The following is a 22,134-nucleotide window of genomic DNA, read 5'->3' as shown; positions in this document are numbered from 1 at the left end:
ATTTTCGACTGGCCAGCGGCCGCAACGGGGTAGTGATCAAAGAATGAGCATCGACGTCGCACTTAATCACCGGACTCGCTATCGCTATGACCGGCTGGTCAACATGGCCCCCCACATCATCCGTCTGCGGCCTGCGCCCCATACCCGAACGAAGATCCTGAGCTACACCCAGCGCGTGTCGCCGGGCGAGCATTTCGTGAACTGGCAGCAGGATCCCTTTGCCAATTATCTGTCGCGAATCGTTTTTCCCGAAAAGTCCGACCACCTGGAAGTGGAGATCGACGTCGTCGCCCGGCTGGAGGCGATCAACCCGTTCGATTTCTTCCTGGAGGAAGCCGCGCAGGAAGCCGATTTCAAATATGACGCCGATACCGCCGCGGATCTGAAGGCTTACATGGTGAAGCCGAAATTGACGCCGCGATTCAAGGACTTCATTGCCTCCTCGCCGAAACAGAAGGGCTCCACGATCGATTATATCGTGGCCATGAACCAGTATGTGCAGCAATCCGTCGGGTATATCGTGCGGATGGAACCCGGCGTGCAAACGCCCGAGGAAACGCTGACCCGGGCGTTGGGGTCCTGCCGCGATTCCGGCTGGTTGCTGGTCGAGATGCTGCGCGAACTGGGCTATGCCGCGCGGTTTGTGTCGGGATACCTTATTCAACTTACGGCTGACATCAAACCGGTCGAAGGTCCGTCGGGCCCCGAAAAGGATTTCACCGATCTGCACGCCTGGTGCGAGGTCTATCTGCCCGGCGCGGGCTGGGTCGGACTGGATCCGACCTCGGGTCTTTTTGCAGGCGAAGGCCACATTCCGCTGGCCTGTACCCCCAACCCGCGGTCCGCAGCGCCTATTTCTGGGGCAGTGGACAAGTGCGAAGTGTCTTTCGATTTCGAAATGTCAGTGCAGCGTCTGGCAGAGCCGCCGCGGTCGACCCGGCCGCTGGAGCCGGGCCATTGGACGCAGATTCTTGCGGCCGGCCGCGCGGTCGACGACGTGCTGGAAAAGAACGACGTGCGCCTGACCGTGGGCGGCGAACCGACCTTCGTCTGCGCCACCGACCGCGATGCAGACGAATGGACCATCGCGGCCGTGGGACCGACGAAACGGGCCTATGCCGACCGCCTGATCCGCCGCTTCCGCAACCGGTTCGCGCCCGGTGGCGTGCTGCAATACGGGCAGGGCAAGTGGTATCCGGGCGAGCAGCTGCCGCGCTGGTCGTTCGAGCTTCACTGGCGGGGCGACGGTGCGCCGCTATGGAACAATCCCGACCTGATCGCGCTGGAGGCCGACCCGGATCGGCGCCCGGCCGACGTGCATGACGCACAAGTCTTCGTCCAGACGCTGTGCGCACGCCTGGACGTGCCGCGCACCCATGCGATCCCGGCCTTTGAAGATCCGGTCGAATTCGCGCTGCGCGAACAAAACCTGCCGTCGAACAGCACGCCGGAAACCAACAAGGTGTCCGACCCGGAAATGCGCCGCCGCCTGGTGCGCGTCTTCGAAAAGGACCTGGACGATCCGGTGGCCTTCGTCCTGCCGCTGCAGCAGGCGCAGTCCGAAGCCTCGCCCCTGCTGTGGCTGTCGGAACTGTGGCAGACCCGCCGCGGCCGGCTGTACCTGATTCCGGGCGACAGCGCCGCGGGCCTGCGCCTGCCGCTGGAGGCGTTGCCTGACCTGCCCGAAGGCGTGGCCCCGATCCAGGTGGAACGCGACAGCTTTACCTACCGTGCGCCGCTGCCCAGCCGCTTCGGCGCCCCGCCGCAGTTCCAGACAGGCGCCCAGGCCAAGGCCCGCCGCGTCTTCCTGGAAAAGCTGCAGGATGCCCGCAAGAACGGCGAACCCCTGCCGGAGATCGAGGATTTCCTGAAAGAACCCGAGTGGGAAGAGCCGGAGGTGCCGGAGAGCCCCGTGGGCGGCCATGTGCGTACCGCGCTGTCGGTCGAACCCCGCAACGGCATCCTGAACGTCTTCCTGCCGCCGCTTTATTCCACCGAAGGCTATCTGGGCCTGCTGAACGCGTTGGAAGACACCGCGTCGGAAACGGGCATCCCGATTCATATCGAAGGCTATGCCCCGCCGAAGGACCCGCGGCTGAATGTGATCAAGGTCACGCCGGATCCCGGCGTGATCGAGGTGAACGTCCACCCCGCCACCAACTGGACCGACCAGGTCCACATCATCGACGCCATCTATGAAGAGGCACGGCAGGTGGGCCTGGATGCCTCGACCTTCATGGTCGATGGGCGGGTCACCGGTTCGGGCGGCGGCAACCACATCGTCATGGGCGGATCGTCGCCCGCCGACAGCCCGTTCCTGCGCCGGCCGGACATGCTGGCCTCGATCATCCGGTTCTGGCAGAACCATCCGTCGCTCAGCTACCTCTTCTCGGGCCTCTTTGTCGGACCCACGTCCCAGGCCCCGCGCCTGGACGAGGCGCGGCACGATTCGCTTTATGAGATGGAGATCGCACTCGCCCAGCTGCCCGCGCCGCCCTCGGCGCCCGCATGGCTGGTCGACCGGCTGTTCCGGAACCTGCTGGTCGATGTCACCGGCAACACCCACCGGGCCGAGATCTGCATCGACAAACTCTATTCCCCCGACGGTCCCGCCGGCCGGCTGGGCCTGATCGAGTTCCGCGGGTTCGAGATGCCGCCGCATCCGCGTATGGCCTCGGCTCAGGCGCTGGTGCTGCGCGCTCTGATCGCGCGGTTCTGGGAAAAGCCTTACACCGAACCGCTGATCCGCTGGGGCACGACGCTGCACGACCGTTTCCTGCTGCCGCATTTCGTGTGGGAGGATTTCAAGGCGGTGCTGGCGGATCTGTCGGCCAATCTGGGCATGGAATTCGACCCGGAATGGTTCAAGGCGCAGCTGGCCTTCCGTTTCCCCATCGCGGGCGAGGCGAATGTCGACGGCACCGAGATCGAGATCCGCAACGCCATCGAACCCTGGCCTACCCTGGGCGAGGAAGGCAGCATCGGCGGCACCACGCGTTTCGTCGACAGTTCGCTTGAACGGGTGCAGGTGACGATCCGGAACCTGAAGAAGGGCGTGATTCCCACGGTGAACGGGGTAGAGATTCCGCTGACCAAGGTGGACGACGAGACCTGGGTCGCGGGCGTCAAGTTCCGCGCCTGGTGGCCGGCGCACTGCCTGCATCCAACGATCCCGCCCCATGCGCCGTTGGTCTTCGACCTGGTGGATCCGAAACAGGGCCGGTCGCTGGGCGGCTGCACCTACCGCGTGGCCCACAGCGGCGGCCGGGCGCATGAATTCCGCCCGATCAACGAGCTGGAAGCGGAGGGCCGTCGCCTGGCGCGGTTCGACCATTTCCACACGCCGGGGCCGATGGCCGCGCGCCATGTCGCCCGCAGCGAGGAATTCCCGCTGACGCTGGACATGCGCCGGTTGTGATAACGCCGAAGGGCGGGCCACCGGCCCGCCCTTTCAGCGTCCGCAACTGCGAATGCAGGGGGCCGCAACACCCGTCGGGGCCGGTCCTGGGACCAGCACCGACGGGTGTTGCGACACAGAGATTACTTGGTCAGGATCAGCTTTCCGGCGCGGGTAATGCGCAGGATATAGGTCTGATCGCCCAGCAGGATATGCGCCTGCTTGCCCGCGCCGACCAGCTGTTCCGCGCGGTGGACGGGGGGCGTGTTGGTTTCTTCGGAATGTACGGTGCTGATTTGCGTGGTCGCCATCATCGCGGTTCTGCCTCTTTTCGTGCGCTCAGGATATCGCAGAGCCAGGGGACCCCATCCCATTCCTGGCCGTGCTGACCCATAAGGTCCATCAGCGCGCGCAGGTCCGAACATTCTGTCCGGCCGCCGGGATGGGCGGAGCGGGGGCTGTGCAGCGGCGGTCGGGCATCGGATGTCCGCATGGATGCTCTCCGGATGTGTGCCGGGCTTCCCGGGTGACCTGCGCGCCTGACGCGCCGGCCCCGCCCGGGTGGCTGAGCGGATATCCTATTCCTGACTGAAAGAATCGGATAAGTCAATCGGCCGGAAATGGGAAAAGATGCATGGTATATGCAATCTACCGCCGATACCGCCGGAAGACCCCCTGAAGACGCGGGCGCGCGTCAAAGAAACAGGAAATCGTCCGCGGTCAGGTGCCCGGCCGATACCCCGTCCAGCGTCAGGACGGACCCTTCGCCGAAGGCGATGGCGGTACTGCCCTCGGGCGACGTGAAAGTCAGGTCGGCCATGCCCGTCAGCCCTTCGAAGGCCAGCCTGTCGGTGCCGGGACGAAAGTCGGTGATATGGTCGTTGCCGGCAGCCAGGGCGAAGACGAATGTGTCTGCGCCGCCGCCGCCGGTGAAGATGTCGTCGCCCTTGTCGTCTGCGATCCGGTCCCGGCCACCGCCGCCGATGATCCGGTCGTCGCCCCAGGCGCCGTTCAGCCGGTTGTCGCCGCCATTGCCGACGATCAGGTTGTCGGCGCCGTTGCCCATGCCGTTCAGGTCGCGTGTGCCCTTCAGGCGCAGTACCTCGATCTCGTGCCCGTGGTCGCGCAGGGCAAAGGACACGCGGGCGATCACGGTGTCCCGCCCTTCGCCCGCATATTCGACGGGCATGTCGTTCCGGTCGGTCACGACAAAACGGTCGTTCCCGGCACCGCCTTCCAGCCGGTCAAACCCGGCCTGTCCGACCAGCACGTCGTTGCCGGCCCCGCCATGCAGGACATCGTCGCCCGCGCCGCCCTTCAGCCGGTTGTTGCCGGTGTTGCCGGTGATCGTGTTGTCCAGCCCGTTGCCGATGCCTTTCAGCCGGGCGTCGCCGGTCAGAGTCAGCCCCTCGACATGCCTGCTGACGGGGCGAAGAGAGAAGGACACCGACGCAATCACCGTGTCGTTGCCCTGATCCTTCAGTTCGGTGATCCGGTCGCCCCGGTCGTCGACGAAATAGATGTCGCTTCCTGCGCCCCCGGCCATGGCCGACACGGCGCCGTCCGGCCCGAAGATATCGTCGCCGTCGGTGGGCACGCCGTTCCGGACGGGCCCGTTGCCGGTTTGCCCGGCGCTGTCCAGCAGGTTCAGGATTGCGGTGGCCAGTTCAGCGCGCATCGCGTCGGAATAATGCAGATGGTCCTGAAACATCGCGGCCAGGTCGATGCCCGCTGCGGCGGCCACGGCATCGGGGTCCAGAAGATGGACGCGCGGGTCGTCCTGGGCCAGGCGGTCCTGCGCATCCCGAATCGTGTTCCAGTTTGCCCGGTCGGGCGCCGCGGCCGCCAGGCCCGACAGTGCCACCAGCGACACGGGGATGTCAGAAGCCCCGGGCACCGCGCTGCGGAAGGCGGTGAACAGTGCATCCAGCGCCGCCTTGTATCCGTCGGCGCCGGTGAAATCATAGGTGTCGGCCTCTCCCTGAAGCCAGATCAGGCCGTGAAGGTCCCCGTCCGGGGTCCCGTCCAGCATCGCGCGGGTCTGCGCCGCAAGGTCCGCTGGCAGTTCCGACGCAGTTGCCCAATCCATCCCGTCGCGGCCGCGCAACAGCGGCGCACCGGCATCGGCCACGGTCACCAGCCGATAGCCGTCCGGCCCATGGCGCTGGTCCAGCGCCCTTTCCAAAGCAGAGCGGATCGCAGCAGCATTGCTTTGCCCGGCCAGAACGAAAATCGGCAGTCCCATCGAAACCCTCGGAAACGAGCGTTCCGGTTATCGATGGGGTTGATTGAGGGGGGCTTACCGCCGCGGGCCGGATTATCCCGGATTTTATTCAAATTTCTCCGTGGCCTGGGCGATCAGATCGAACAGCGCCCGGCCATAGCTTGCATTGGCGTGAAGCACGTCGTCTTCGCCATGTCCCGTGGCCCCGCCCAGGCGAAGCGATCCGCGCATCCAGGCCGGATCGGTCAGGAACCCGTGCCGCACGCTGGCCTCTGGCCGGGGCAGGACGTGGGCGTCCGGTACGGTTGCAACCGCCCGGGCCTGGGCCGCGGCCAGCAACGCGGCTATCGCCGCGCCATCGCCGGCCTTGTGGACATCGCGCAACGCCTGCGCCCGGTCGGTCCGGGTCAGCAGACCGGCGGACGGATAGGGCTGCGGCACGACAAAGACCGGCCGGTCCGTGGCCTGCCGGACCATGCCCAGCAACCGGTTCGAAAGCGAGCCTTCCGCCAGCGCATGAAGCGAGGCGGTAGCGGCGGGCACCGACAGAAGCGGACGGGGCAGGGGTTGGAAGTCGTCCTTCAGCAGCGCACCGATTCCGTCGGCCGAAGGCCAGCCGGGCAGGGCGTGGCCCCGGACCAGCCCGGCGGCGTGGTAGACCGTGATCCCCATCGCGACCAGCGCGACGGCGTCGTAGGCCGACAGGTCCACAGATCGCGGCATGCCGGTGCGGTCGAGGAAGGCGATCAGGTCAGGGTCCTCGGCGACAAGGGTCTTGCCGTCCAGCCGAAGGCCTTCCGGCCCGGGCCCGGGTTTCGCCAGAAAGGTCACGTCCATGCCCGGCGGCAGGCCATCGTCGGCCGCCTGGATCATCATCGCGGTGTGGGAATTGCCCAGGATCAGGATCTTCATCGTCTCAGCGTCCTGCAAAGGCTTCCAGCAGGGCGTCCTCGCAGATCGCCTCGTCCGCTTCGTCTTCCGCTTCGGGCGGCAGGGCGGTGGCGACGGGAACCGGCCGGCCTTCGGGGACCGGCAGGCTGTAGGCGGCGAAGAAGGCGCCCATGACCGCAGCGATGCCGGCCTCGGACACGTTGCGCAGGTTGGCGCGATAGCGTTCGGGGCCGAAGGGCGTTCCCGCCACGATCTCGTAAGCTGGGAAATAGTCGGTGTCGGGGTCGGTGGCCGCGACCTCGCCCGCGACGGCGCGCAGGACGGACTTGGAATAGGTCGTGGCCGCAAGGACATGCCGGCCGGTGGCGGTGGCGGTCAGGGGCACCGGCGACACGGTGAGCAGGACCTTAACGCCCGGATTGATGTCGCGCAGCAGGGCCAGCGCGGCGGTCAGGTCCGCCAGTGTGTCCGACAGGCCGAAATTGACGAAACGGTGGCAGTCGGGGTCGAACTGTCCCGCGATCACCCCGGGTGCCGAAGGGTAGATGCGGCCCGTCTCGGTATCCTCCCACGCTTCGGTCAGGCCGAGGGTGAAGATGAACAGATCCATCGACGCGAACAGGTTCAGCACCCGCCGCAGGTGGTCGCGCCGGTGCAGCAGCACTTCTTCGACCGAGGCCAGCCCTTCGGGTTCGACCCCGGGGCGCAGCGCATCGAACCAGCGGCCGGACCTTTCCCAGACCGCATCGGACCCCACGCGATCCTCCATGCAGTCGGCCAGCAGCTGACGCAGCTGCCGCGCGGTATAGATGTTGCCGTAGCGGGCGGAAAACAGGCCATAGCCGAAACGCCGGGCCACGCCCGGATCCATCTTGGCCGGCGCCGGTTCGGCATCCAGCACCTTCAGCGTCGTGGCTTCCAGCCAGGGGCGGACGTTCTGGGCAAAGCAGCTGCCGGCGGTCGCCACGCGCATGCCGCGGGTCAGGGGAAAGGCGGGCTGGTGGATCTCGCGCAGGCGGAAATCCGGCTCGGACCGGCACGACTTCCAGAATGCCCGCGGGGGCAGCGACGAATAGGGCATGGGCTTGCTCCGGCCTGAAGACCCCGCCTAGCACGGCAGGGATGAAGTTTCCACAACCCGGCTTGGCCCCGGACAGAGTTGAGTTCGCCTTGCAAAGGCCCTATCTCGACCACGAGAAATGATCAGATACGGCCGCACCGGGCCGACGGGAGCGAGTCCGTGACCAATCACCTTTACAAGCACGATCTTCCCGACGGGCTGGATCTTGGTCCCGTGGTCGCCATCGACTGCGAGACGATGGGGCTTAATCCCCACCGCGACCGGCTGTGCGTGATCCAGCTGTCGGGCGGCGACGGCAATGCCCACGTGGTCCAGATCGCAAAGGGCCAGACCGAGGCACCGAACCTGTCGGCCATGCTGACCGACCCGGACGTGCTGAAGCTGTTCCATTTCGGCCGCTTCGACATCGCCGCGATGTACAATGCCTTCGGCGCGCTGGCGGCACCGGTCTATTGCACCAAGATCGCCAGCAAGATGGTGCGCACCTATACCGACCGCCACGGCCTGAAATCGCTGACCCAGGAGCTGATCGGCGTCGATATCTCGAAGCAGCAGCAGATGAGCGACTGGGGCGCGGAAAATCTGACGGAGGCGCAGGTGGAATATGCGGCCTCGGACGTATTGTATCTGCACCGTCTGAAGGCGGTGCTGGATACGCGGCTGGCGCGCGAGGGCCGGACGGAACTGGCACAGGCCTGTTTCGACTTCCTTCCGGCCCGTGCCCTGCTTGATCTGGAAGGATGGCCCGATCTCGATATCTTCTCCCATTCATGACGGGTCGGCGGCACGGCATCGGCGGGCCGCACGGCGGAGGCTGAAGTCGATGCGGGGCATGGACCGTCATTCGCGCGTGATCGCCATCCTGAAGGTGATGCTGCCGTTGGCGGCCCTCGGGTTGATGTCGACGGTGTTCCTGCTGTCGCGTTCCGTCGACACGACCGTCGCGATCCCCTTTGCCGAGGACGAAATCGACCAGCGCACAGCCGCCCAGCAGGTGACATCGCCCGTCTATACCGGCGCCACGAAGAACGGGGACGAGATCACTGTCGCCGCCGCCCGCGCGCGTCCGGGTCTGATGGGGCAGCCGGCCTCGGCCGAGGAGCTGGATGCCACCATTTCGTTCCGGGACGGCGGCTGGGTCACGATGACGGCACCCACTGGCAGCATGCCCAATGGCTCGGGCGAGGCGGAGTTCACCGGCGGCGTGCAGATCGACAGCTCCAGCGGCTACAACCTTCAGACCGAGACGATGATCGCGATGCTGGACGGCACCGCGATCCGGTCCGGCGGGCCGGTGGAAGGGGCAGGGCCGGCCGGCCACCTGAGCGCAGGGCAGATGTTCATCACCTCGGAACCGGTCGCGGGCGGCGCGGGCGCCACAGATGCAACAACGAAGGTCGAAACGGCACCACGTCTTCGTTTCACAGGCGGCGTCCGGCTGGTATATGATCCGCGCAGCGACGGGGACAATCAGCGTGACACAGACCAGTAACAAGCGCCGCGTGCCGGCGATCCTGATGCAGTGCGCGCTTGTCGCGATCCTGGTGCCTGTGCTGTCACCGCTGCCTGCCGCAGCGCAGACCATGGCCTTCGGCACCACGCCCACCACGCCGGACCAACCGGTCGAGGTCACCTCGGACACGCTGGATGTCAGCCAGACCGACGGGACTGCGCTGTTTCGCGGCAATGTCGTGGTCGTCCAGGGCGAGATGCGTCTGTCTGCCAACCAGGTCGTCGTGACCTACGCCCGCGCACGCAGCGCGATCGAGAAGGTCGTGGCCACGGGCGAGGTGCTGCTGGTCAGCGGGCCGGATGCGGCGGAATCGGAACGCGCGGTCTATACGCCCGACTCGGGTCAGATCGTGATGACCGGCAACGTGATGGTGACCCAGGGCGCCAATGCGATCAGTTCGGAAAAGATGACCGTCAACATGGCCACCGGCACGGCGCAGATGTCGGGTCGCGTGCGCACTATCCTGATCCCGGACAGCCAATGACAGAGACACCCAACCTGACGGTGCAGGACGGATCCGCCGGTCTGCGGGTGTCAAAGCTGCGCAAAAGCTATCGCCGCCGCGTGGTCATCCGCGACGTGTCGATCTCGCTCGACCGGGGCGAGGTGGTGGCGCTCTTGGGGCCGAACGGGTCCGGCAAGACGACGCTGTTCTATTCCATCGCCGGCCTGGTCTTCCCCGAGGCGGGGACCGTCCGGCTGGACGGCCGCAACGTGACCGCCCTGCCGATGTACCGACGCGCCCGGCTGGGCATAGGCTATCTGCCGCAGGAAATGTCGATCTTCCGCGGCCTGTCGGTCGAAGACAACATCTCGGCCGTGCTGGACATCCATATTCCGAGCCGCCAGGCCCGCAGTGCCCGGCTGGAGGAACTGCTGTCCGACTTCTCGATCGAGCACCTGCGCCGGGTGCCGGCGCTGGCCCTGTCGGGCGGCGAACGGCGGCGGGTCGAAATCGCGCGGTCGCTTGCGGCCGATCCGCGCTACCTGCTGCTGGACGAACCCTTTGCCGGCGTCGACCCGATTTCGGTGGGCGATATCCGCCATCTGGTGGCGGATCTGAAGACCCGGGGCATCGGCGTCCTGATCACGGACCACAACGTTCGCGAGACGCTGGAAATCGTCGACCGCGCCTATATCCTGCACGACGGCCATGTCCTGATGTCCGGCACCCCGACCGAGGTCATCGAGAACGAGAACGTGCGCCGTGTCTATCTGGGCGATAGCTTCCGGATGGGCTGACTCACCCTGCGCTTGATTCGCTGGCAGTCCCCTGCCGTAAGGTAACCACCCTTCCGCTTTTGATTGACAGCAAGGTGCGACCTCGCCTCAAATGGGGTCATGGCGACGCGTCAACCAGATCAAGACACGGGTGCGGCCGGTCATTCGGCCCTTTGCCCTGGTCTTGTCACAGGTCTGTTTGACCGATCGTCCCTTCCATTCGCATAGCAGGTCCAGGGGTCGCCAGCCGGCGCCCTCCGTGCCTCTTGCGAACTCAGACCGTGGAGTGAACATGCGCTACACAATCGCCGGACATCAGATCGACATCGGCACCGCATTGCAGGAACATGTCGAAACTGAACTGGATACCGTCATCGCCAAATATGCGGGCCGACCGACGGATGCGAACATCATATTCTCGAAATCGGGGCATCAGTTCGTCTGCGAGACGACGCTGCACCTGTCCACTGGGCTGACCGCCCAGGCCAAGGGGATGGCAGGCGAAATCTACGCCGCGTTCGAGGCCTGCGCGGAAAAACTCGACAAGCAACTGCGCCGCTACAAGCGGCGCCTGAAGGATCACCACCGCAACCGGGTAGAGCCGGTTGAACTTCTGGGCGCCTCCTCGTATATCCTCGCCGCGGAGGAGCAGGCCGGGGACGATGAGCCCGAAAGCCTGCAGCCGATTATTGTGGCCGAGATGGAGACGAAGATCCCGTCCCTTTCGGTGGGCGAGGCGGTCATGCAGATGGAGCTGGCCGGCGCGCCTGTTCTCGTTTTCCGAAACGAGGGCAAGGACGAGTTGAACGTGGTCTATCGACGTGACGATGGGAACATCGGCTGGATCGACCCGTAAGCGATGCGCAAGAGACCGGGTGCCTCTAACGGCACCCGGGCCCAGGAGGCTGTAACGATGACTCTGTCCGGACTACTGCCGCCCAATGCCGTGAAGGTCCTAGCGGGACCATCCAGCAAAAAGCGGTTGCTGCACGACATCGCGGACATGGCGGCCAGTGTCTACAAGCTGCCGTCGCGGGCTGTCCTGGACGCCGTGATCGAGCGTGAGGGGCTGGGCCCCACGGGCGTGGGCCATGGCGTGGCCCTGCCCCATGCCCGGATTCCGGCGCTGGACCGTGTCGTCGGCCTGTTTGTGATGCTGGAACGTCCCATCGAATACGAATCGGTCGACCGTCAGCCGGTCGACATCGCCTTTTCGCTGCTGGCGCCGCTCGAAGCGGGCGTGCTGCACCTGAAGGCTCTGGCGCTGGTGTCCCGCACCCTGCGCAATCCCGATCTGTGCGCCAAGCTGCGCGCCAACCCCGATCCGGCCAAGCTGCACGCGATCCTGACCGAGGCCCAGGCCGACAAGGCCGCCTGATCCTTCGCCGGGACCGTTATCCCGGACCGACATTTCCGCGATCTTTTCAGCCCTTGGAATTGCGCCGGACCCGCGGTCATGGCGCCGGAACCCTATGATCGATACGGCCCTTCCGAACCGCCCCGCGGTTCGGGCAGGACGCCGGACCGGCGTCCTAGACGCCCGGACTTGTCGGATCCGCTGCGTGGCGCCCCGACGCCACGGGGCCGCCCGCCACGGATCCCGATACCCGGCTTACTTTCTGGCGAGGCAGGTTGGCGGGCCGGGTCAGTGACAGGCCGGCCGGCATGGTCCCATTTCTGCATGCCCGGCCTTGGGGCCTCGACCCGATCAGCCGTCGTAGAATTCGAACAGGACGGCGGACACGTCGTCTTCCAGCCCGTCCTCGTTGTCCATGATCTTGAACAGGCCGCCGTAGAGTTCGTCCAGGAAGGCGCGGCCGGGGCGAACGCCCTCGCAGGCGCGGACCAGTTCCAGCAAGCCGAAATCCTCAAGGTAGCGGCCGCCCATCACGCGGCATTCGGGGAAGCCGTCGGAAAAGACCAGCAACCGGTCGCCGGCCGTCAGCTCGAACTCGTTGGAGATATAGCGCGCCTCGGGCATCAGTCCGATGGGCAGGCAACCTTCGCCGACGAATTCCGCAGTGCCGTCCGCGCGCAGCAGCAGTGGATGGGGATGGCCCGCACGCACCATGCGGACCCGGCCCGTCGCCAGTTCCACCGTGGCATAGACCATGGTGAAATATTCTTCGATCCCCTTGTCGGCGGCGATCCTTGCGTTCAGTTGCGCCGCTACGTCGTGCGGGGGGCGCAGGGTGAAGCTGCCGTCGGGCCGTTTCTCCATCGCGACATTCTGGTCGAAGAAGCTGCTCGACAGGTAGCTGCCCAGGCGGGCGGTCATCATCGCCGATGTGATGCCGTGCCCCGACACGTCGATGCTGAAGAATCCGACCTGTTCGTCGTCGGGCGAGAACATGCCGACCAGATCGCCACCGATATGTCCGCAGGGCTTCAGAAGCAGGTCGACCCGCGACCGGCCGAATGCGCGGGTGCGCTCCGGGACAAGCGATTCCTGGATCGTCTTGGCCTGGATCAGGTCGCGGTCGATCGAATCGTAAAAGGATTGCAGCTTGCGCAGCGCCTCAGTCAGCAGGGCGTTCTTCTGGCTGAGTTCGCGGTGCATCGACAGGATCCGCGCTCCGGCCGAGATCCGTGCGCGCAATTCGCCCGCGTTCACCGGTTTCGTCAGGAAGTCGTCGGCGCCGGCATTCAGGCCTTCCGCGACCTCCTCCTTCTCGCTTTTCGAGGTCAGAAGGATGAAATAGCCGAAGGTGGGCAGCTTGCGGAACTGGCGGCACAGGTCCAGCCCGTTCATGCCGGGCATCATCCAGTCGCTGATGACCAGATCGGGGGCCCAGTCGGTGCAGACCTGCATCGCCATTTCGCCGCTGTCGGCCTCGGCCACCTCCAGCCCCCATTTTTCCAGGTGGCTGGCCAGGATGCGCCGCTGAAGCCGGCTGTCGTCCACGATCAGGACCCGCCGGATTGCGCCGCAGCCGACCTTGGCGTCCGAGGCTCGGATGGCCGTCAGCCCGGCTGCTGTCGAGTTTTGCACGCGGTCGATCCCCTGCAGGCGCCCGTCACGGGCCATCCTGCCGACCCTGACACCAAACCGGTTAAGGCAGGGTGAAAGACGGCACTGTACCGACGGATACCCATGTCCCGCACGGGCTTAATCCGCGCTTAAACCCGATCTGCGATGGTCCGTCCGACACAGCGCGCCTCGTCATGTCGACCGGGCCGGGAGGGTTCGCATGATCGACTGGACACGGGTGGAGGAGCTTCGCAGCGAGGTCGGGGCCGAGGATTTCGCCGACGTCGTCGAGCTTTTCGTCGAGGAAGTGTCGGCCGCCATCCGGACCCTGCCGCAGGTCGCCGCCGAAGGCCGCCTGGAAGAGGCGATGCATTTCCTGAAGGGCAGTTCCGCCAGCCTGGGCTTCCGCACCTTTTCCGAGCTGTGCCGTCAGGGGGAACAGATGGCCGCCGCCGGCCGTGCGCAGGAGATCGACCTGGACGCCATGGCGACCGAATTCTCGAAATCCAAGGTCGAATTCCTGAGTGGCCTTGCCGCCTAGACTTCAGGCAAAGGGCCGTTCTTCGACATAGTGGCCGTAGATCGCGGTCATGATGCTGACGCCGACGACGAAGTTGACCCAGCTCCAGGCCACGGTGGCAACCATCAGGACGGCGGGCACGGCGGCCAGCTGGACGGCGACGCCGGTCATCAGCACGTTGACGCCCTGCACGATGATCGCCAGCGCCAGCAGGGGCTGTGCGCCCTGCGACGTCGCGGCCCATGCCTCGCCCAGGGACATCCGTTGCCCCAGCGCCGCGGCGGGCAGGATCGGGGACCAGCGGAAGAAGAACCAGCCCATGGCCACCGACACGGCGATCTGCAGGACATAGTCCAGCATCAGCACCGCCGTCCCGGCGGCGGCCACCACGACCCCGGCCGCCATCATGACCAGGAAGGCCGGGCCGATCATCACCAGGCTAAGAAGCAGCCCCTTCACGAAATAGCTGAACGTGACGCCGCCATGCCACCGCGGGATCCAGCCGGTGGGATATTCCTCAAGCAGCACGAAGCGATGCCAGGACACGGCGACCCACAGCGCCGCCAGCGCCATCAGCAGCCCCCCCGGCAGCAGCGAGGTGAAAAGACCGATCACCTCGTCCGCGACCATGTCGCCTTCGGCGCCATTGGCCAGCGCGTCGCGGATCGTCAGGACGATCATCACGGTGGGCACGGCAAAGGGCACCAGGGACAGTCGCAGCGCCGCGCCCAGATTGCGGAAAACCATGCCCACGGCATGCACGAAGATTGCCCAGCCCAATCGCCCACTCTCCCTGATCGGTCCCGAAGCGGGATAGCACGGCCCCGGCCCGGGGGGCCAGACGCTGGCGCCGATGCCGCAGCACCGGACAGCGGGTCCGGGCCGGGCGGTGCAGCCGCTAGTCGCCTGCCGTTTGATCTTCCTCGACAAAACGGGCGAAAACTGTGGTGATGATGCTGATGCCGATCATCATCATCACCCAACCGGTCGCAAGCCGGGCCAGGATGCCGATAACGGGAACGAACCCCAGAATTTGAAGGGCGATATTGGTCGCGACGATCAGGGCGACCAGCGCAAGCATGGTCCCGTTGGTGCCGACAGTGGCGTCCAGCGCGTCTTCCAGCGGCATCGTCTCGCCCAGGGCCGCTGCCGGAAGAACCGGGCTGAACCGCAGGATGGCCGCTCCCCAAAGGAGACTCAGGCCAAGCTGGCATCCTTTCAGAAGAAAGTAACCGCCGCCCGATGCCGGTGTCGGAAGGACATACTTCACCAGGACGATCCCGACGATCAGGGTCGGCACGGCTGTCGCCAGAAAGACCAGGACGGCACGCAGGATGTAACGCCCCAGGTTTACGCCGTGCAGCCGGGGCCACCAGCCGCGCGGGCGTTCTCCCAGAAGCATGAACCGGTGCCAACCGACCGCGATCCAGGCCGGGACCAGCGCGAGGATCAGAAACACCGCGCTCCAGATCGCCAGAAACGGGACCGGCGTCACCGCAGCTCCGGGCCGCGACGGGATGGCATAGACGGCTGCAAAGGCAAGAACCAGGGCCGCGACTATCAGGAGAGACGGTATCAGCGACAGGCGCAGCGCAGTCCCGGCATTGTGCCAGAGCGCAAGCACCGATTGTCTGAAGATCGACCATCCCATACCGAAACCCTTGAACATCTGCACATGCGCAAGACACGTATAGGCTGAGTTTCACCCAGGCCGCAACGCGATAGATAGCCGGCCACCTTGCTCCGCCACGGGAAAAGGGATATTCGCGCGCGCATCGCCTGAAAGGAATCCGCGCCCATGTCCGCATTCGTTGCACCGAAGAAAGTCGTCCTTGCCTATTCCGGGGGGCTCGATACCTCGATCATCCTGAAGTGGCTGCAGACGGAATATGGCTGCGAGGTGGTGACCTTCACCGCCGACCTGGGCCAGGGCGAGGAACTGGAACCGGCGCGCGCCAAGGCCGAGATGCTGGGCGTCAAGGAGATCTATATCGAGGACGTCCGCGAGGAATTCGTGAAGGACTTCGTCTTCCCGATGTTCCGCGCCAACGCGGTCTATGAAGGCGAATATCTGCTGGGCACCTCGATCGCGCGGCCGCTGATTTCCAAGCGTCTGGTCGAGATCGCGGCGGAAACCGGCGCGGACGCCGTGGCCCACGGTGCGACGGGCAAGGGCAACGACCAGGTGCGGTTCGAACTGTCGGCCTATGCGCTGAACCCCGCCATCAAGGTGATCGCGCCTTGGCGGCTGTGGTCGCTGACCAGCCGGACCAGGCTTCTGGAATTCGCCGAACAGAACCAGATCCCGATCGCCAAGGACAAGCGCGGCGAAGCGCCGTTCTCAGTCGATGCGAACCTGCTGCATACCTCGTCCGAAGGCCGCGTCCTGGAAGATCCGGCGGTCGAGGCGCCGGAATATGTCTACCAGCGCACCGACGATCCGCTGACCGCACCGGACACGCCGGAATATATCGAGGTGACCTTCGAGAAGGGCGACGCCGTGGCGATTAATGGCGAGGCGATGTCGCCGGCCACGCTGCTGACGGCGCTGAACGCCTATGGCAAGAAGCACGGCATCGGCCGCCTGGACTTCGTCGAAAACCGTTTTGTCGGCATGAAGTCTCGCGGCATCTACGAGACCCCGGGCGGCGAGATACTGTTGCGCGCCCACCGCGGGATTGAACAGATCACGATGGATTCCGGCGCCGGCCACCTGAAGGATTCGATCATGCCCCGCTATGCGGAGCTGATCTACAACGGTTTCTGGTATTCCCCCGAGCGCGAGATGCTGCAGGCCCTGATCGACAAGAGCCAGGAGCACGTGACGGGCACGGTGAAGCTCATGCTATACAAGGGCCAGGCCCGTGTCGTGGCACGCTGGTCCAAGCACTCGCTCTACTCCGAGGCGCACGTGACCTTCGAGGAGGACGCCGGCGCCTACGACCAGAAGGACGCGGCCGGCTTCATCCAGCTCAACGCCCTGCGCCTGAAGCTGATCGCCGCCCGGAACAAGCGGGTCGAAACCGAGGTTTGATCCCCGCTCCCCTGCCGGACGGGTCCACGTTGCCGCCGGTCTGCCTCCGGCGGGAGTATTTGGGAAAAGAAGAAGCAGGGGTCGCGCGCCACTTCGGGCCCGCGGCCCTTCTTCTTTGGTCTTCAAATACCTCAGGGGTCCGGGGACAGCGTCCCCGGTCTCCGGTTCCGGCCAATTGCACCGGCCCCGAGATCAAGGATCAGTCTTTGCCACTGAGCCTGGCAGCGAGGCTATCGAACGGCCGGGCCAGGCAGCTTGCCAGCGCGAAGCCGAGCGGCCAGCCGATGCAGAAGCCGCGGGCCCAGGCCATCAGCCAGACTTGCGTCGGCCCGAGGGCCAGGAAGGTGAAGAAGCCGGAGAAGAACAGTGACATCGCGCAGGACATCATGAGGCCGGAGAGGACAGCGCGGCGGGTTTCGAGGGTCATTGGCTTGTTTCCTTTGATCACGGCAGGGCGGCGCATGATCCCGCGCCGACACCTGCCCGGTTTCGGGGGTCAGGTGTCGCGGGTTCATTGGAAACGTGGCCCGCTTGCGCGGTGCCGGATGACCTATCCGGCATGAGCCTCTTTTCGACGGATCCGGTCTAGCAGGCCGGGCAATTGGGTCAAGCCCCGCAAAGTGAAAGGCCCCGCGCGGTGTCGCACGGGGCCCGGTGATCGATCCGAGGGGAAATCGGACGGATCAGTTGACCGTCGACTGATCGACGCTGGCTTCGACGACATTGCCTTGCACGGCACTGTCGGAGGAAATGGCGATCCGGCGCGGTTTCAACGCCTCGGGGATCTCGCGTTTCAGGTCGATGTGCAGCATTCCGTCGGCATGGCTGGCGCCAGTCACGTGGACATGGTCGGCCAAGGCAAAGCGGCGCTCGAAGGCGCGGGTGGCGATGCCGCGGTGCAGGAACTTGCGATCGGCGCCGTCATCGGCCCTGCGGGCGGACACCACCAAGGCGTTTTCCTTCACTTCCACCGACAGGTCGTCGGCCGAGAATCCGGCCACGGCGACCGAGATGCGGTAGGCGTCGGCGGCGGTCTTCTCGATGTTGTAGGGGGGGTAGGTCGGCTGCGTGGCTTCCGTGGTCAGGACCCGGTCCATCAGGTCGGCGATCTGGTCGAAGCCAACGGTGGCGCGGTGCAGCGGAGCAAAATCGAACGTACGCATGGTCATCCTCATCTTGTGAGCGATCTCTGTCATGTGCCCTCCGGTCTGGACGGGCGGTTCTGTCGTGCGGGACCCGTAAGCGGCGCCCCGACATCCCTGATCTGGGAAGCCCGGCCGCCTCTGTCAAGGGGCGGCCAAACGGTTGAATTCGCGGTCTATTGCGACAGGGCGGCGGGTTTCGGCCCGCCGGTGGCCCAGTCCAGCAGTTCCACCGTGTGAACCACGGGCACCTTCGCGGCCGATCCGATCTGGATCATGCAGCCGATATTGCCGGCAGCGATGATCTGCGGCTCTGTCGCTTCCAGCGTCGCCACCTTGCGCGCCTTCAACTGGCCCGAGATCTCGGGCTGCATCAGGTTGTAGGTGCCGGCGGACCCGCAGCACAGATGGCTGTCGGCGGGCTCCACCACCTGGAAACCGGCGGCCTTCAGCAGGTCCTTCGGCGCAAATTTCACCTTCTGGCCATGCTGCAGGGAACAGGCGGCGTGATAGGCCACGCGGGTTCCGGCGGCGGGATTCTCCACGCCCTCGGGCAGGCCCAGCTTTACCAAGAGTTCGGAGATATCCATGGCGATCCCCGCCACCCGCCCGGCATCCCCGGCCAGGGCGTGTTGTGCGAACATGTGTCCGTAATCCTTCACCGTCGTGCCACAGCCCGAGGTGTTGATGACGATGGCGTCCAGCCCCTTGCCGTCCATCTCGGCCGTCCAGGCGCGGATGTTCTTCGCGGCCGTTCCGTGGGCCTCGTCCTCGCGCCCCATGTGATGGGTCAGCGCCCCGCAGCAGCCGGCACCATCGGCCACCACGACTTCGCATCCCAGCCGGGTCAAGAGCCGGATCGTGGCATCGTTGATATCGGTGTTCAGCGCGCGCTGGGCGCAGCCGGTCATCAGTGCCACGCGCATCCGGGGTGCGGCCTCGGGCGCAAAGCTCTGCGGATCGTCGTTGCGGCTGGGCGAGGGCAGGCGGGCCGGCGCCATCTCCAGCATCGCCCGCAGCCGCGCGCCGGGCACCAGCCGCCGGAACGGCCGCGCCACCCGTGCACCCAGAAGCGCCAGCCGGAACCGCGTCGGATAGGGCAGGATCTGCGCCAGCACCCAGCGCAGCGCGCGGTCGGACAGGGGGCGCTTGTAGCGCTTCTCGATATAGGCCCGGGCATGGTCGACCAGGTGCATGTAGTGCACGCCCGACGGGCAGGTCGTCATGCAGGCCAGGCACGAAAGGCACCGGTCGACATGTTTGACCGTGCGGGCGTCCGGCACCCGCTCGTTCTCCAGCATGTCCTTGATCAGGTAGATCCGGCCCCGGGGGCTGTCGAGTTCATCGCCCAGCACCTGATAGGTCGGGCAGGTGGCCGTGCAGAACCCGCAATGGACACAGGCCCGCAGGATCTGGTTGGCCCGGGCCGTGCCCGGATCGGCAAGTTGCTCTTCGGTAAATGTCGTCTGCATGTCGTCTCTCAGGCGGCCGGGGCCATCAGGCCGGCGTTGAAGAGTCCTTTCGGATCGAAGCGTGCGCGGATCCCGGCGGTCAGGGCGGCCACGGGGGCCGGTTCCGGCTGGAACGTTCCCAGCCGCGCGCGTGTCTCGGGCGCGGCGCGCACCAGTGTCGCATGGCCGCCAAAGGTCCCCAGCTTCGCCCGGACGTCGGTGCCCGATGGCACAAGTGCCCAGATCAGCCCGCCACCCCAGTCGAAGACCAGCCCGCGGGCGTCCATCCGCCCGGCCAGTCCCGGCGCGTCGGATGGCTTGCACGACACCCGCCAGACATCGCCCGCAATGTCGTGGAACAGGCGCACGTCTCGGATATCGGCCCAGTCTGCCCGGGTCTCCATCTCCACATGCGCCTCGCCGAAACCTGCCAGCAGGGCATGGATTCGCCCAGTCCGATATGTCACCTGATCCCCGAAGCCTTCGATCCGGATCAGCGTCCTGGGCGTGCCCCCGGGCCCGGCCGGCAGATGCGCTGCCCCGCTCACCTCGAAAGGCGATCCCAGCGCCCGCGCCATCGCCGCCACGGCGCGTTCGGGCGTCAGGCCATGCAGGACGACGCTGCCCTCGGTTTCCGGCACCGGCAGCACCTTCAGCGCGACCTCCGTCAACACGCCCAGCGTTCCCCAGCTGCCCGACAGCAGCTTGACCAGATCATAGCCGGTCACGTTCTTCATGACACGCCCGCCGTTCCGGATCGCCGTACCGGTTCCATCGACAAAACGCACGCCCAAGGCGAAATCCCGCGCCGCGCCAACCTGGATCCGCCGGGGGCCCGAGATATTGGCCGCGATCACCCCGCCGATCGTGGGGTCCCCAACCGTTCCCAGCAGGCTTCGATGGTCCATCGGCTCGAACGGCAACCGCTGCCCCTCTGCCGCCAGTGCCGCCTCGACCTCGGCCAGGGGGGTCCCCGCCGCGACGACCAGCGTCAGCGCGCCGGGCTCGTAGAGCGTCACGCCCGAAAGCCCTGCCGTCGAAAGTACCTCGCCTTCCACCGGCAGCCCCCGCGTGCCGCCGCCCCGAATGCACAGCGGCCCGCGCGCCGCCGCGACCAGCTCTGCCAGTTCCGCTTCACTGCCCGGTGTCACGCGCCTGTCCTTCTTCTCTTTCCAAATACCTCGCGGGGGTCGGGGGGCAACCAGCCCCCCGTCCGACACCCGCCCTCACGCGGCCGCGTCCGCCGGAGCCGAAGCGGTCCGGCGCGCGCCCGAGACATCCAGCGGGAAAACCTTGGCCGGGTTCAGCAGCCAGGCCGGGTCGAAGACGTCTTTCACCGCCATCTGCGCCTCCAGGTCCTTGGGTGCGTATTGCACACCCATCAGGTCGCGCTTCTCCACGCCCACGCCATGTTCGCCGGTCAGGCAGCCGCCGACCTCGACGCACAGCTTCAGGATCTCGGCCCCGAACTCTTCGCACAGCTCCAGCTGGCCCGGCATATTGGCGTCGAAGAGGATCAGCGGGTGCATGTTACCGTCCCCGGCATGGAACACGTTCGCCACCTTCAGGCCGAACTGGTCCGACATCTCGCCGATCCGCCGCAGCACTTCCGGCAGGGCCGATACCGGGATCGTCCCGTCCAGGCACATGTAGTCGTTGATCTGCCCCATCGCGCCGAAGGCGCTCTTGCGGCCCAGCCAGATGCGGCCGGCCTCGTCGGCGTCCTTCGCCTCGCGCAGTTCCACCGGATCGTGCCGCCGGGCGATTTGCAGGATCTTTTCCAGCTGCGCCGCGATCTCGGCTTCCGATCCCTCGACCTCCACGATCAGTAGCGCCTCGCACATCGGGTAGCCGGCGCCGGCAAAGGCCTCGCAGGCCTCGATGCAGGGGCGGTCCATGAACTCGATCGCCACGGGCAGCACGCCCGCCCGGATGATGTCGGCCACGCAGGCGCCCGCGGCCTCGTTCGTGTCGAAGCCCATCAGCACCGGCCGCGCGCCTTCCGGCTTGTGCAGGATGCGCAAGGTCGCCTCGGTCACCACGCCCAGCTGGCCTTCGGACCCGCAGACCACGCCCAGAAGGTCCAGCCCCCCGGCGTCCAGATGCGCGCCGCCAAGCTCGATCACCGTGCCGTCCATCAGCACCATGGTCACCCCCAGCAGGTTGTTCGTCGTCACCCCGTATTTCAGGCAATGCGCCCCGCCGGAATTCATCGCAACATTCCCGGCAATGGCACAGGCCAGCTGGCTCGACGGGTCGGGGGCATAGAAGAATCCGTCCGCCTCGACCGCGCCGGTGACCGACAGGTTGGTCCGCCCCGACTGCACCCGGATGAAACGGTTGTCGTAATCCGTCTCCAGCACCCTGTTCATCCGCGCCACGCCCAGGATGACGCTGTCCGCCGTGGGCAGCGCGCCGCCTGCCAGCGACGTGCCGGAACCTCGGGGCACCACCGGCACGCCTTCCTCGTGGCAGATCTTCAGCACCGCGGCCACTTCCTCGGTCGAGGACGGCAGAACAGCCAGCATCGGCGGGCACTTGTAGGCAGTCAGTGCGTCGCATTCATAGACCCGCGCCTCGACCGGGTCGGAAATCACGGCGTCCTTTGGCAGGACTTCCTCCAGCCGTTCGCGGACACGATCCTTGGCTGCCAGGACGGCGGGATCGGGCTTTGGCATCTGCATGGCTG

The 22,134-nt window shown here is 66.1% G+C and carries 21 protein-coding genes; 9 read left to right on the top strand and 12 right to left on the bottom strand.

All coding sequences use genetic code 11. From position 1 onward, the window contains the following. Positions 1-43: 43 nt before the first annotated feature. On the top strand, positions 44-3,418 hold the full coding sequence (locus FQK05_RS05235; protein ID WP_158964867.1) for a transglutaminase family protein: 3,375 nt from the start codon (positions 44-46) through the stop codon (positions 3,416-3,418). Between the two features lie 122 nt (positions 3,419-3,540). Here the strand turns inward: FQK05_RS05235 and hemP are convergent, their stop codons facing one another. The 4 genes from hemP to FQK05_RS05215 form a co-directional block, all read right to left on the bottom strand. Next, the gene (gene hemP / locus FQK05_RS05230; RefSeq protein ID WP_158964866.1) at positions 3,541-3,708 is read right to left on the bottom strand and encodes a hemin uptake protein HemP; all 168 of its coding nucleotides are present in this window, start codon (positions 3,706-3,708) and stop codon (positions 3,541-3,543) included. 383 nt (positions 3,709-4,091) lie between these two features. After that, positions 4,092-5,642, bottom strand: coding sequence for a sialate O-acetylesterase (locus FQK05_RS05225; RefSeq protein WP_158964865.1), 1,551 nt, complete (start codon positions 5,640-5,642; stop codon positions 4,092-4,094). Positions 5,643-5,726: 84 nt separating this feature from the next. Then, on the bottom strand, positions 5,727-6,533 hold the full coding sequence (locus FQK05_RS05220; RefSeq protein WP_158964864.1) for a hypothetical protein: 807 nt from the start codon (positions 6,531-6,533) through the stop codon (positions 5,727-5,729). A gap of 4 nt (positions 6,534-6,537) precedes the next feature. Beyond that, positions 6,538-7,593 (bottom strand): GSCFA domain-containing protein, encoded by a 1,056-nt coding sequence (locus tag FQK05_RS05215; RefSeq protein WP_158964863.1) that lies wholly within the window; start codon positions 7,591-7,593, stop codon positions 6,538-6,540. Between the two features lie 159 nt (positions 7,594-7,752). On the opposite strand from FQK05_RS05215, the gene FQK05_RS05210 reads away from it, so the two are divergent. From FQK05_RS05210 to FQK05_RS05185, 6 genes are all read left to right on the top strand, one after another. Beyond that, positions 7,753-8,367 (top strand): ribonuclease D, encoded by a 615-nt coding sequence (locus FQK05_RS05210; protein ID WP_158964862.1) that lies wholly within the window; start codon positions 7,753-7,755, stop codon positions 8,365-8,367. Between the two features lie 58 nt (positions 8,368-8,425). After that, positions 8,426-9,085, top strand: a complete 660-nt coding sequence (locus FQK05_RS05205; RefSeq protein WP_158964861.1) for a hypothetical protein — start codon at positions 8,426-8,428, stop codon at positions 9,083-9,085. Positions 9,086-9,110: 25 nt separating this feature from the next. Further along, entirely contained in the window at positions 9,111-9,590 is a 480-nt protein-coding gene (gene lptA / locus FQK05_RS05200) for a lipopolysaccharide transport periplasmic protein LptA (RefSeq protein ID WP_158965957.1), read from the top strand. After that, positions 9,587-10,348: an LPS export ABC transporter ATP-binding protein gene (gene lptB / locus FQK05_RS05195; RefSeq protein ID WP_158964860.1), complete on the top strand. Its 762-nt coding sequence runs from the start codon at positions 9,587-9,589 to the stop codon at positions 10,346-10,348. Before lptA ends, lptB begins: the two co-directional genes overlap by 4 nt. 271 nt (positions 10,349-10,619) lie before the next feature. After that, a complete protein-coding gene (hpf, locus tag FQK05_RS05190; protein WP_158965955.1) occupies positions 10,620-11,183 on the top strand; it encodes a ribosome hibernation-promoting factor, HPF/YfiA family in 564 nt (187 codons plus the stop codon). Positions 11,184-11,240: 57 nt separating this feature from the next. After that, complete coding sequence (locus tag FQK05_RS05185) at positions 11,241-11,705, top strand: PTS sugar transporter subunit IIA (protein ID WP_158964859.1); 465 nt, start codon at positions 11,241-11,243, stop codon at positions 11,703-11,705. 330 nt (positions 11,706-12,035) lie between these two features. Here FQK05_RS05185 and FQK05_RS05180 read toward each other — a convergent pair whose 3' ends face one another. Next, complete coding sequence (locus FQK05_RS05180) at positions 12,036-13,295, bottom strand: PP2C family protein-serine/threonine phosphatase (protein ID WP_233270437.1); 1,260 nt, start codon at positions 13,293-13,295, stop codon at positions 12,036-12,038. Positions 13,296-13,518: 223 nt separating this feature from the next. On the opposite strand from FQK05_RS05180, the gene FQK05_RS05175 reads away from it, so the two are divergent. Continuing rightward, positions 13,519-13,839: an Hpt domain-containing protein gene (locus tag FQK05_RS05175; RefSeq protein WP_158964857.1), complete on the top strand. Its 321-nt coding sequence runs from the start codon at positions 13,519-13,521 to the stop codon at positions 13,837-13,839. A gap of 3 nt (positions 13,840-13,842) precedes the next feature. Here the strand turns inward: FQK05_RS05175 and FQK05_RS05170 are convergent, their stop codons facing one another. Together FQK05_RS05170 and FQK05_RS05165 are read right to left on the bottom strand one after the other, a co-directional pair. Beyond that, positions 13,843-14,598 carry a hypothetical protein gene (locus tag FQK05_RS05170; protein WP_158964856.1) on the bottom strand — a complete coding sequence of 252 codons (756 nt, stop codon included), beginning with the start codon at positions 14,596-14,598 and terminating at the stop codon, positions 13,843-13,845. Positions 14,599-14,716: 118 nt separating this feature from the next. Beyond that, positions 14,717-15,487, bottom strand: coding sequence for a hypothetical protein (locus tag FQK05_RS05165; protein WP_233270383.1), 771 nt, complete (start codon positions 15,485-15,487; stop codon positions 14,717-14,719). Positions 15,488-15,616: 129 nt separating this feature from the next. On the opposite strand from FQK05_RS05165, the gene FQK05_RS05160 reads away from it, so the two are divergent. Next, the gene (locus FQK05_RS05160) at positions 15,617-16,852 is read left to right on the top strand and encodes an argininosuccinate synthase (RefSeq protein WP_158964854.1); all 1,236 of its coding nucleotides are present in this window, start codon (positions 15,617-15,619) and stop codon (positions 16,850-16,852) included. Positions 16,853-17,051: 199 nt separating this feature from the next. Here the strand turns inward: FQK05_RS05160 and FQK05_RS05155 are convergent, their stop codons facing one another. The 5 genes from FQK05_RS05155 to FQK05_RS05135 all read right to left on the bottom strand — a co-directional run bounded on the left by FQK05_RS05155 (position 17,052) and on the right by FQK05_RS05135 (position 22,129). After that, entirely contained in the window at positions 17,052-17,279 is a 228-nt protein-coding gene (locus FQK05_RS05155) for a DUF2798 domain-containing protein (protein ID WP_158964853.1), read from the bottom strand. A 256-nt stretch (positions 17,280-17,535) separates the two neighbouring features. Beyond that, complete coding sequence (locus tag FQK05_RS05150; protein WP_158965953.1) at positions 17,536-18,015, bottom strand: Hsp20 family protein; 480 nt, start codon at positions 18,013-18,015, stop codon at positions 17,536-17,538. Positions 18,016-18,170: 155 nt separating this feature from the next. Further along, positions 18,171-19,466, bottom strand: a complete 1,296-nt coding sequence (gene glcF, locus FQK05_RS05145; RefSeq protein ID WP_158964852.1) for a glycolate oxidase subunit GlcF — start codon at positions 19,464-19,466, stop codon at positions 18,171-18,173. Between the two features lie 8 nt (positions 19,467-19,474). Then, complete coding sequence (locus FQK05_RS05140) at positions 19,475-20,596, bottom strand: FAD-binding protein (RefSeq protein ID WP_158964851.1); 1,122 nt, start codon at positions 20,594-20,596, stop codon at positions 19,475-19,477. Positions 20,597-20,671: 75 nt separating this feature from the next. Next, the gene (locus FQK05_RS05135) at positions 20,672-22,129 is read right to left on the bottom strand and encodes an FAD-linked oxidase C-terminal domain-containing protein (protein WP_158964850.1); all 1,458 of its coding nucleotides are present in this window, start codon (positions 22,127-22,129) and stop codon (positions 20,672-20,674) included. Positions 22,130-22,134: the final 5 nt, after the last annotated feature.

Origin of the sequence: Chachezhania sediminis, assembly GCF_009765275.1 — a bacterium.
GTDB lineage: Bacteria > Pseudomonadota > Alphaproteobacteria > Rhodobacterales > Rhodobacteraceae > Chachezhania > Chachezhania sediminis.
This window is presented reverse-complemented; position numbering and strand designations above follow the sequence as displayed.

Coding starts and splice junctions, on each gene's coding strand:
- FQK05_RS05235 (WP_158964867.1), top strand. CDS start 44: ATGAGCATCGACGTCGCACTTAATCACCGGACTCGCTATCGCTATGAC.
- hemP (WP_158964866.1), bottom strand. CDS start 3,708: ATGGCGACCACGCAAATCAGCACCGTACATTCCGAAGAAACCAACACG.
- FQK05_RS05225 (WP_158964865.1), bottom strand. CDS start 5,642: ATGGGACTGCCGATTTTCGTTCTGGCCGGGCAAAGCAATGCTGCTGCG.
- FQK05_RS05220 (WP_158964864.1), bottom strand. CDS start 6,533: ATGAAGATCCTGATCCTGGGCAATTCCCACACCGCGATGATGATCCAG.
- FQK05_RS05215 (WP_158964863.1), bottom strand. CDS start 7,593: ATGCCCTATTCGTCGCTGCCCCCGCGGGCATTCTGGAAGTCGTGCCGG.
- FQK05_RS05205 (WP_158964861.1), top strand. CDS start 8,426: ATGGACCGTCATTCGCGCGTGATCGCCATCCTGAAGGTGATGCTGCCG.
- lptA (WP_158965957.1), top strand. CDS start 9,111: ATGCAGTGCGCGCTTGTCGCGATCCTGGTGCCTGTGCTGTCACCGCTG.
- lptB (WP_158964860.1), top strand. CDS start 9,587: ATGACAGAGACACCCAACCTGACGGTGCAGGACGGATCCGCCGGTCTG.
- hpf (WP_158965955.1), top strand. CDS start 10,620: ATGCGCTACACAATCGCCGGACATCAGATCGACATCGGCACCGCATTG.
- FQK05_RS05185 (WP_158964859.1), top strand. CDS start 11,241: ATGACTCTGTCCGGACTACTGCCGCCCAATGCCGTGAAGGTCCTAGCG.
- FQK05_RS05175 (WP_158964857.1), top strand. CDS start 13,519: ATGATCGACTGGACACGGGTGGAGGAGCTTCGCAGCGAGGTCGGGGCC.
- FQK05_RS05165 (WP_233270383.1), bottom strand. CDS start 15,487: ATGTTCAAGGGTTTCGGTATGGGATGGTCGATCTTCAGACAATCGGTG.
- FQK05_RS05160 (WP_158964854.1), top strand. CDS start 15,617: ATGTCCGCATTCGTTGCACCGAAGAAAGTCGTCCTTGCCTATTCCGGG.
- FQK05_RS05155 (WP_158964853.1), bottom strand. CDS start 17,279: ATGACCCTCGAAACCCGCCGCGCTGTCCTCTCCGGCCTCATGATGTCC.
- FQK05_RS05150 (WP_158965953.1), bottom strand. CDS start 18,015: ATGCGTACGTTCGATTTTGCTCCGCTGCACCGCGCCACCGTTGGCTTC.
- glcF (WP_158964852.1), bottom strand. CDS start 19,466: ATGCAGACGACATTTACCGAAGAGCAACTTGCCGATCCGGGCACGGCC.
- FQK05_RS05135 (WP_158964850.1), bottom strand. CDS start 22,129: ATGCAGATGCCAAAGCCCGATCCCGCCGTCCTGGCAGCCAAGGATCGT.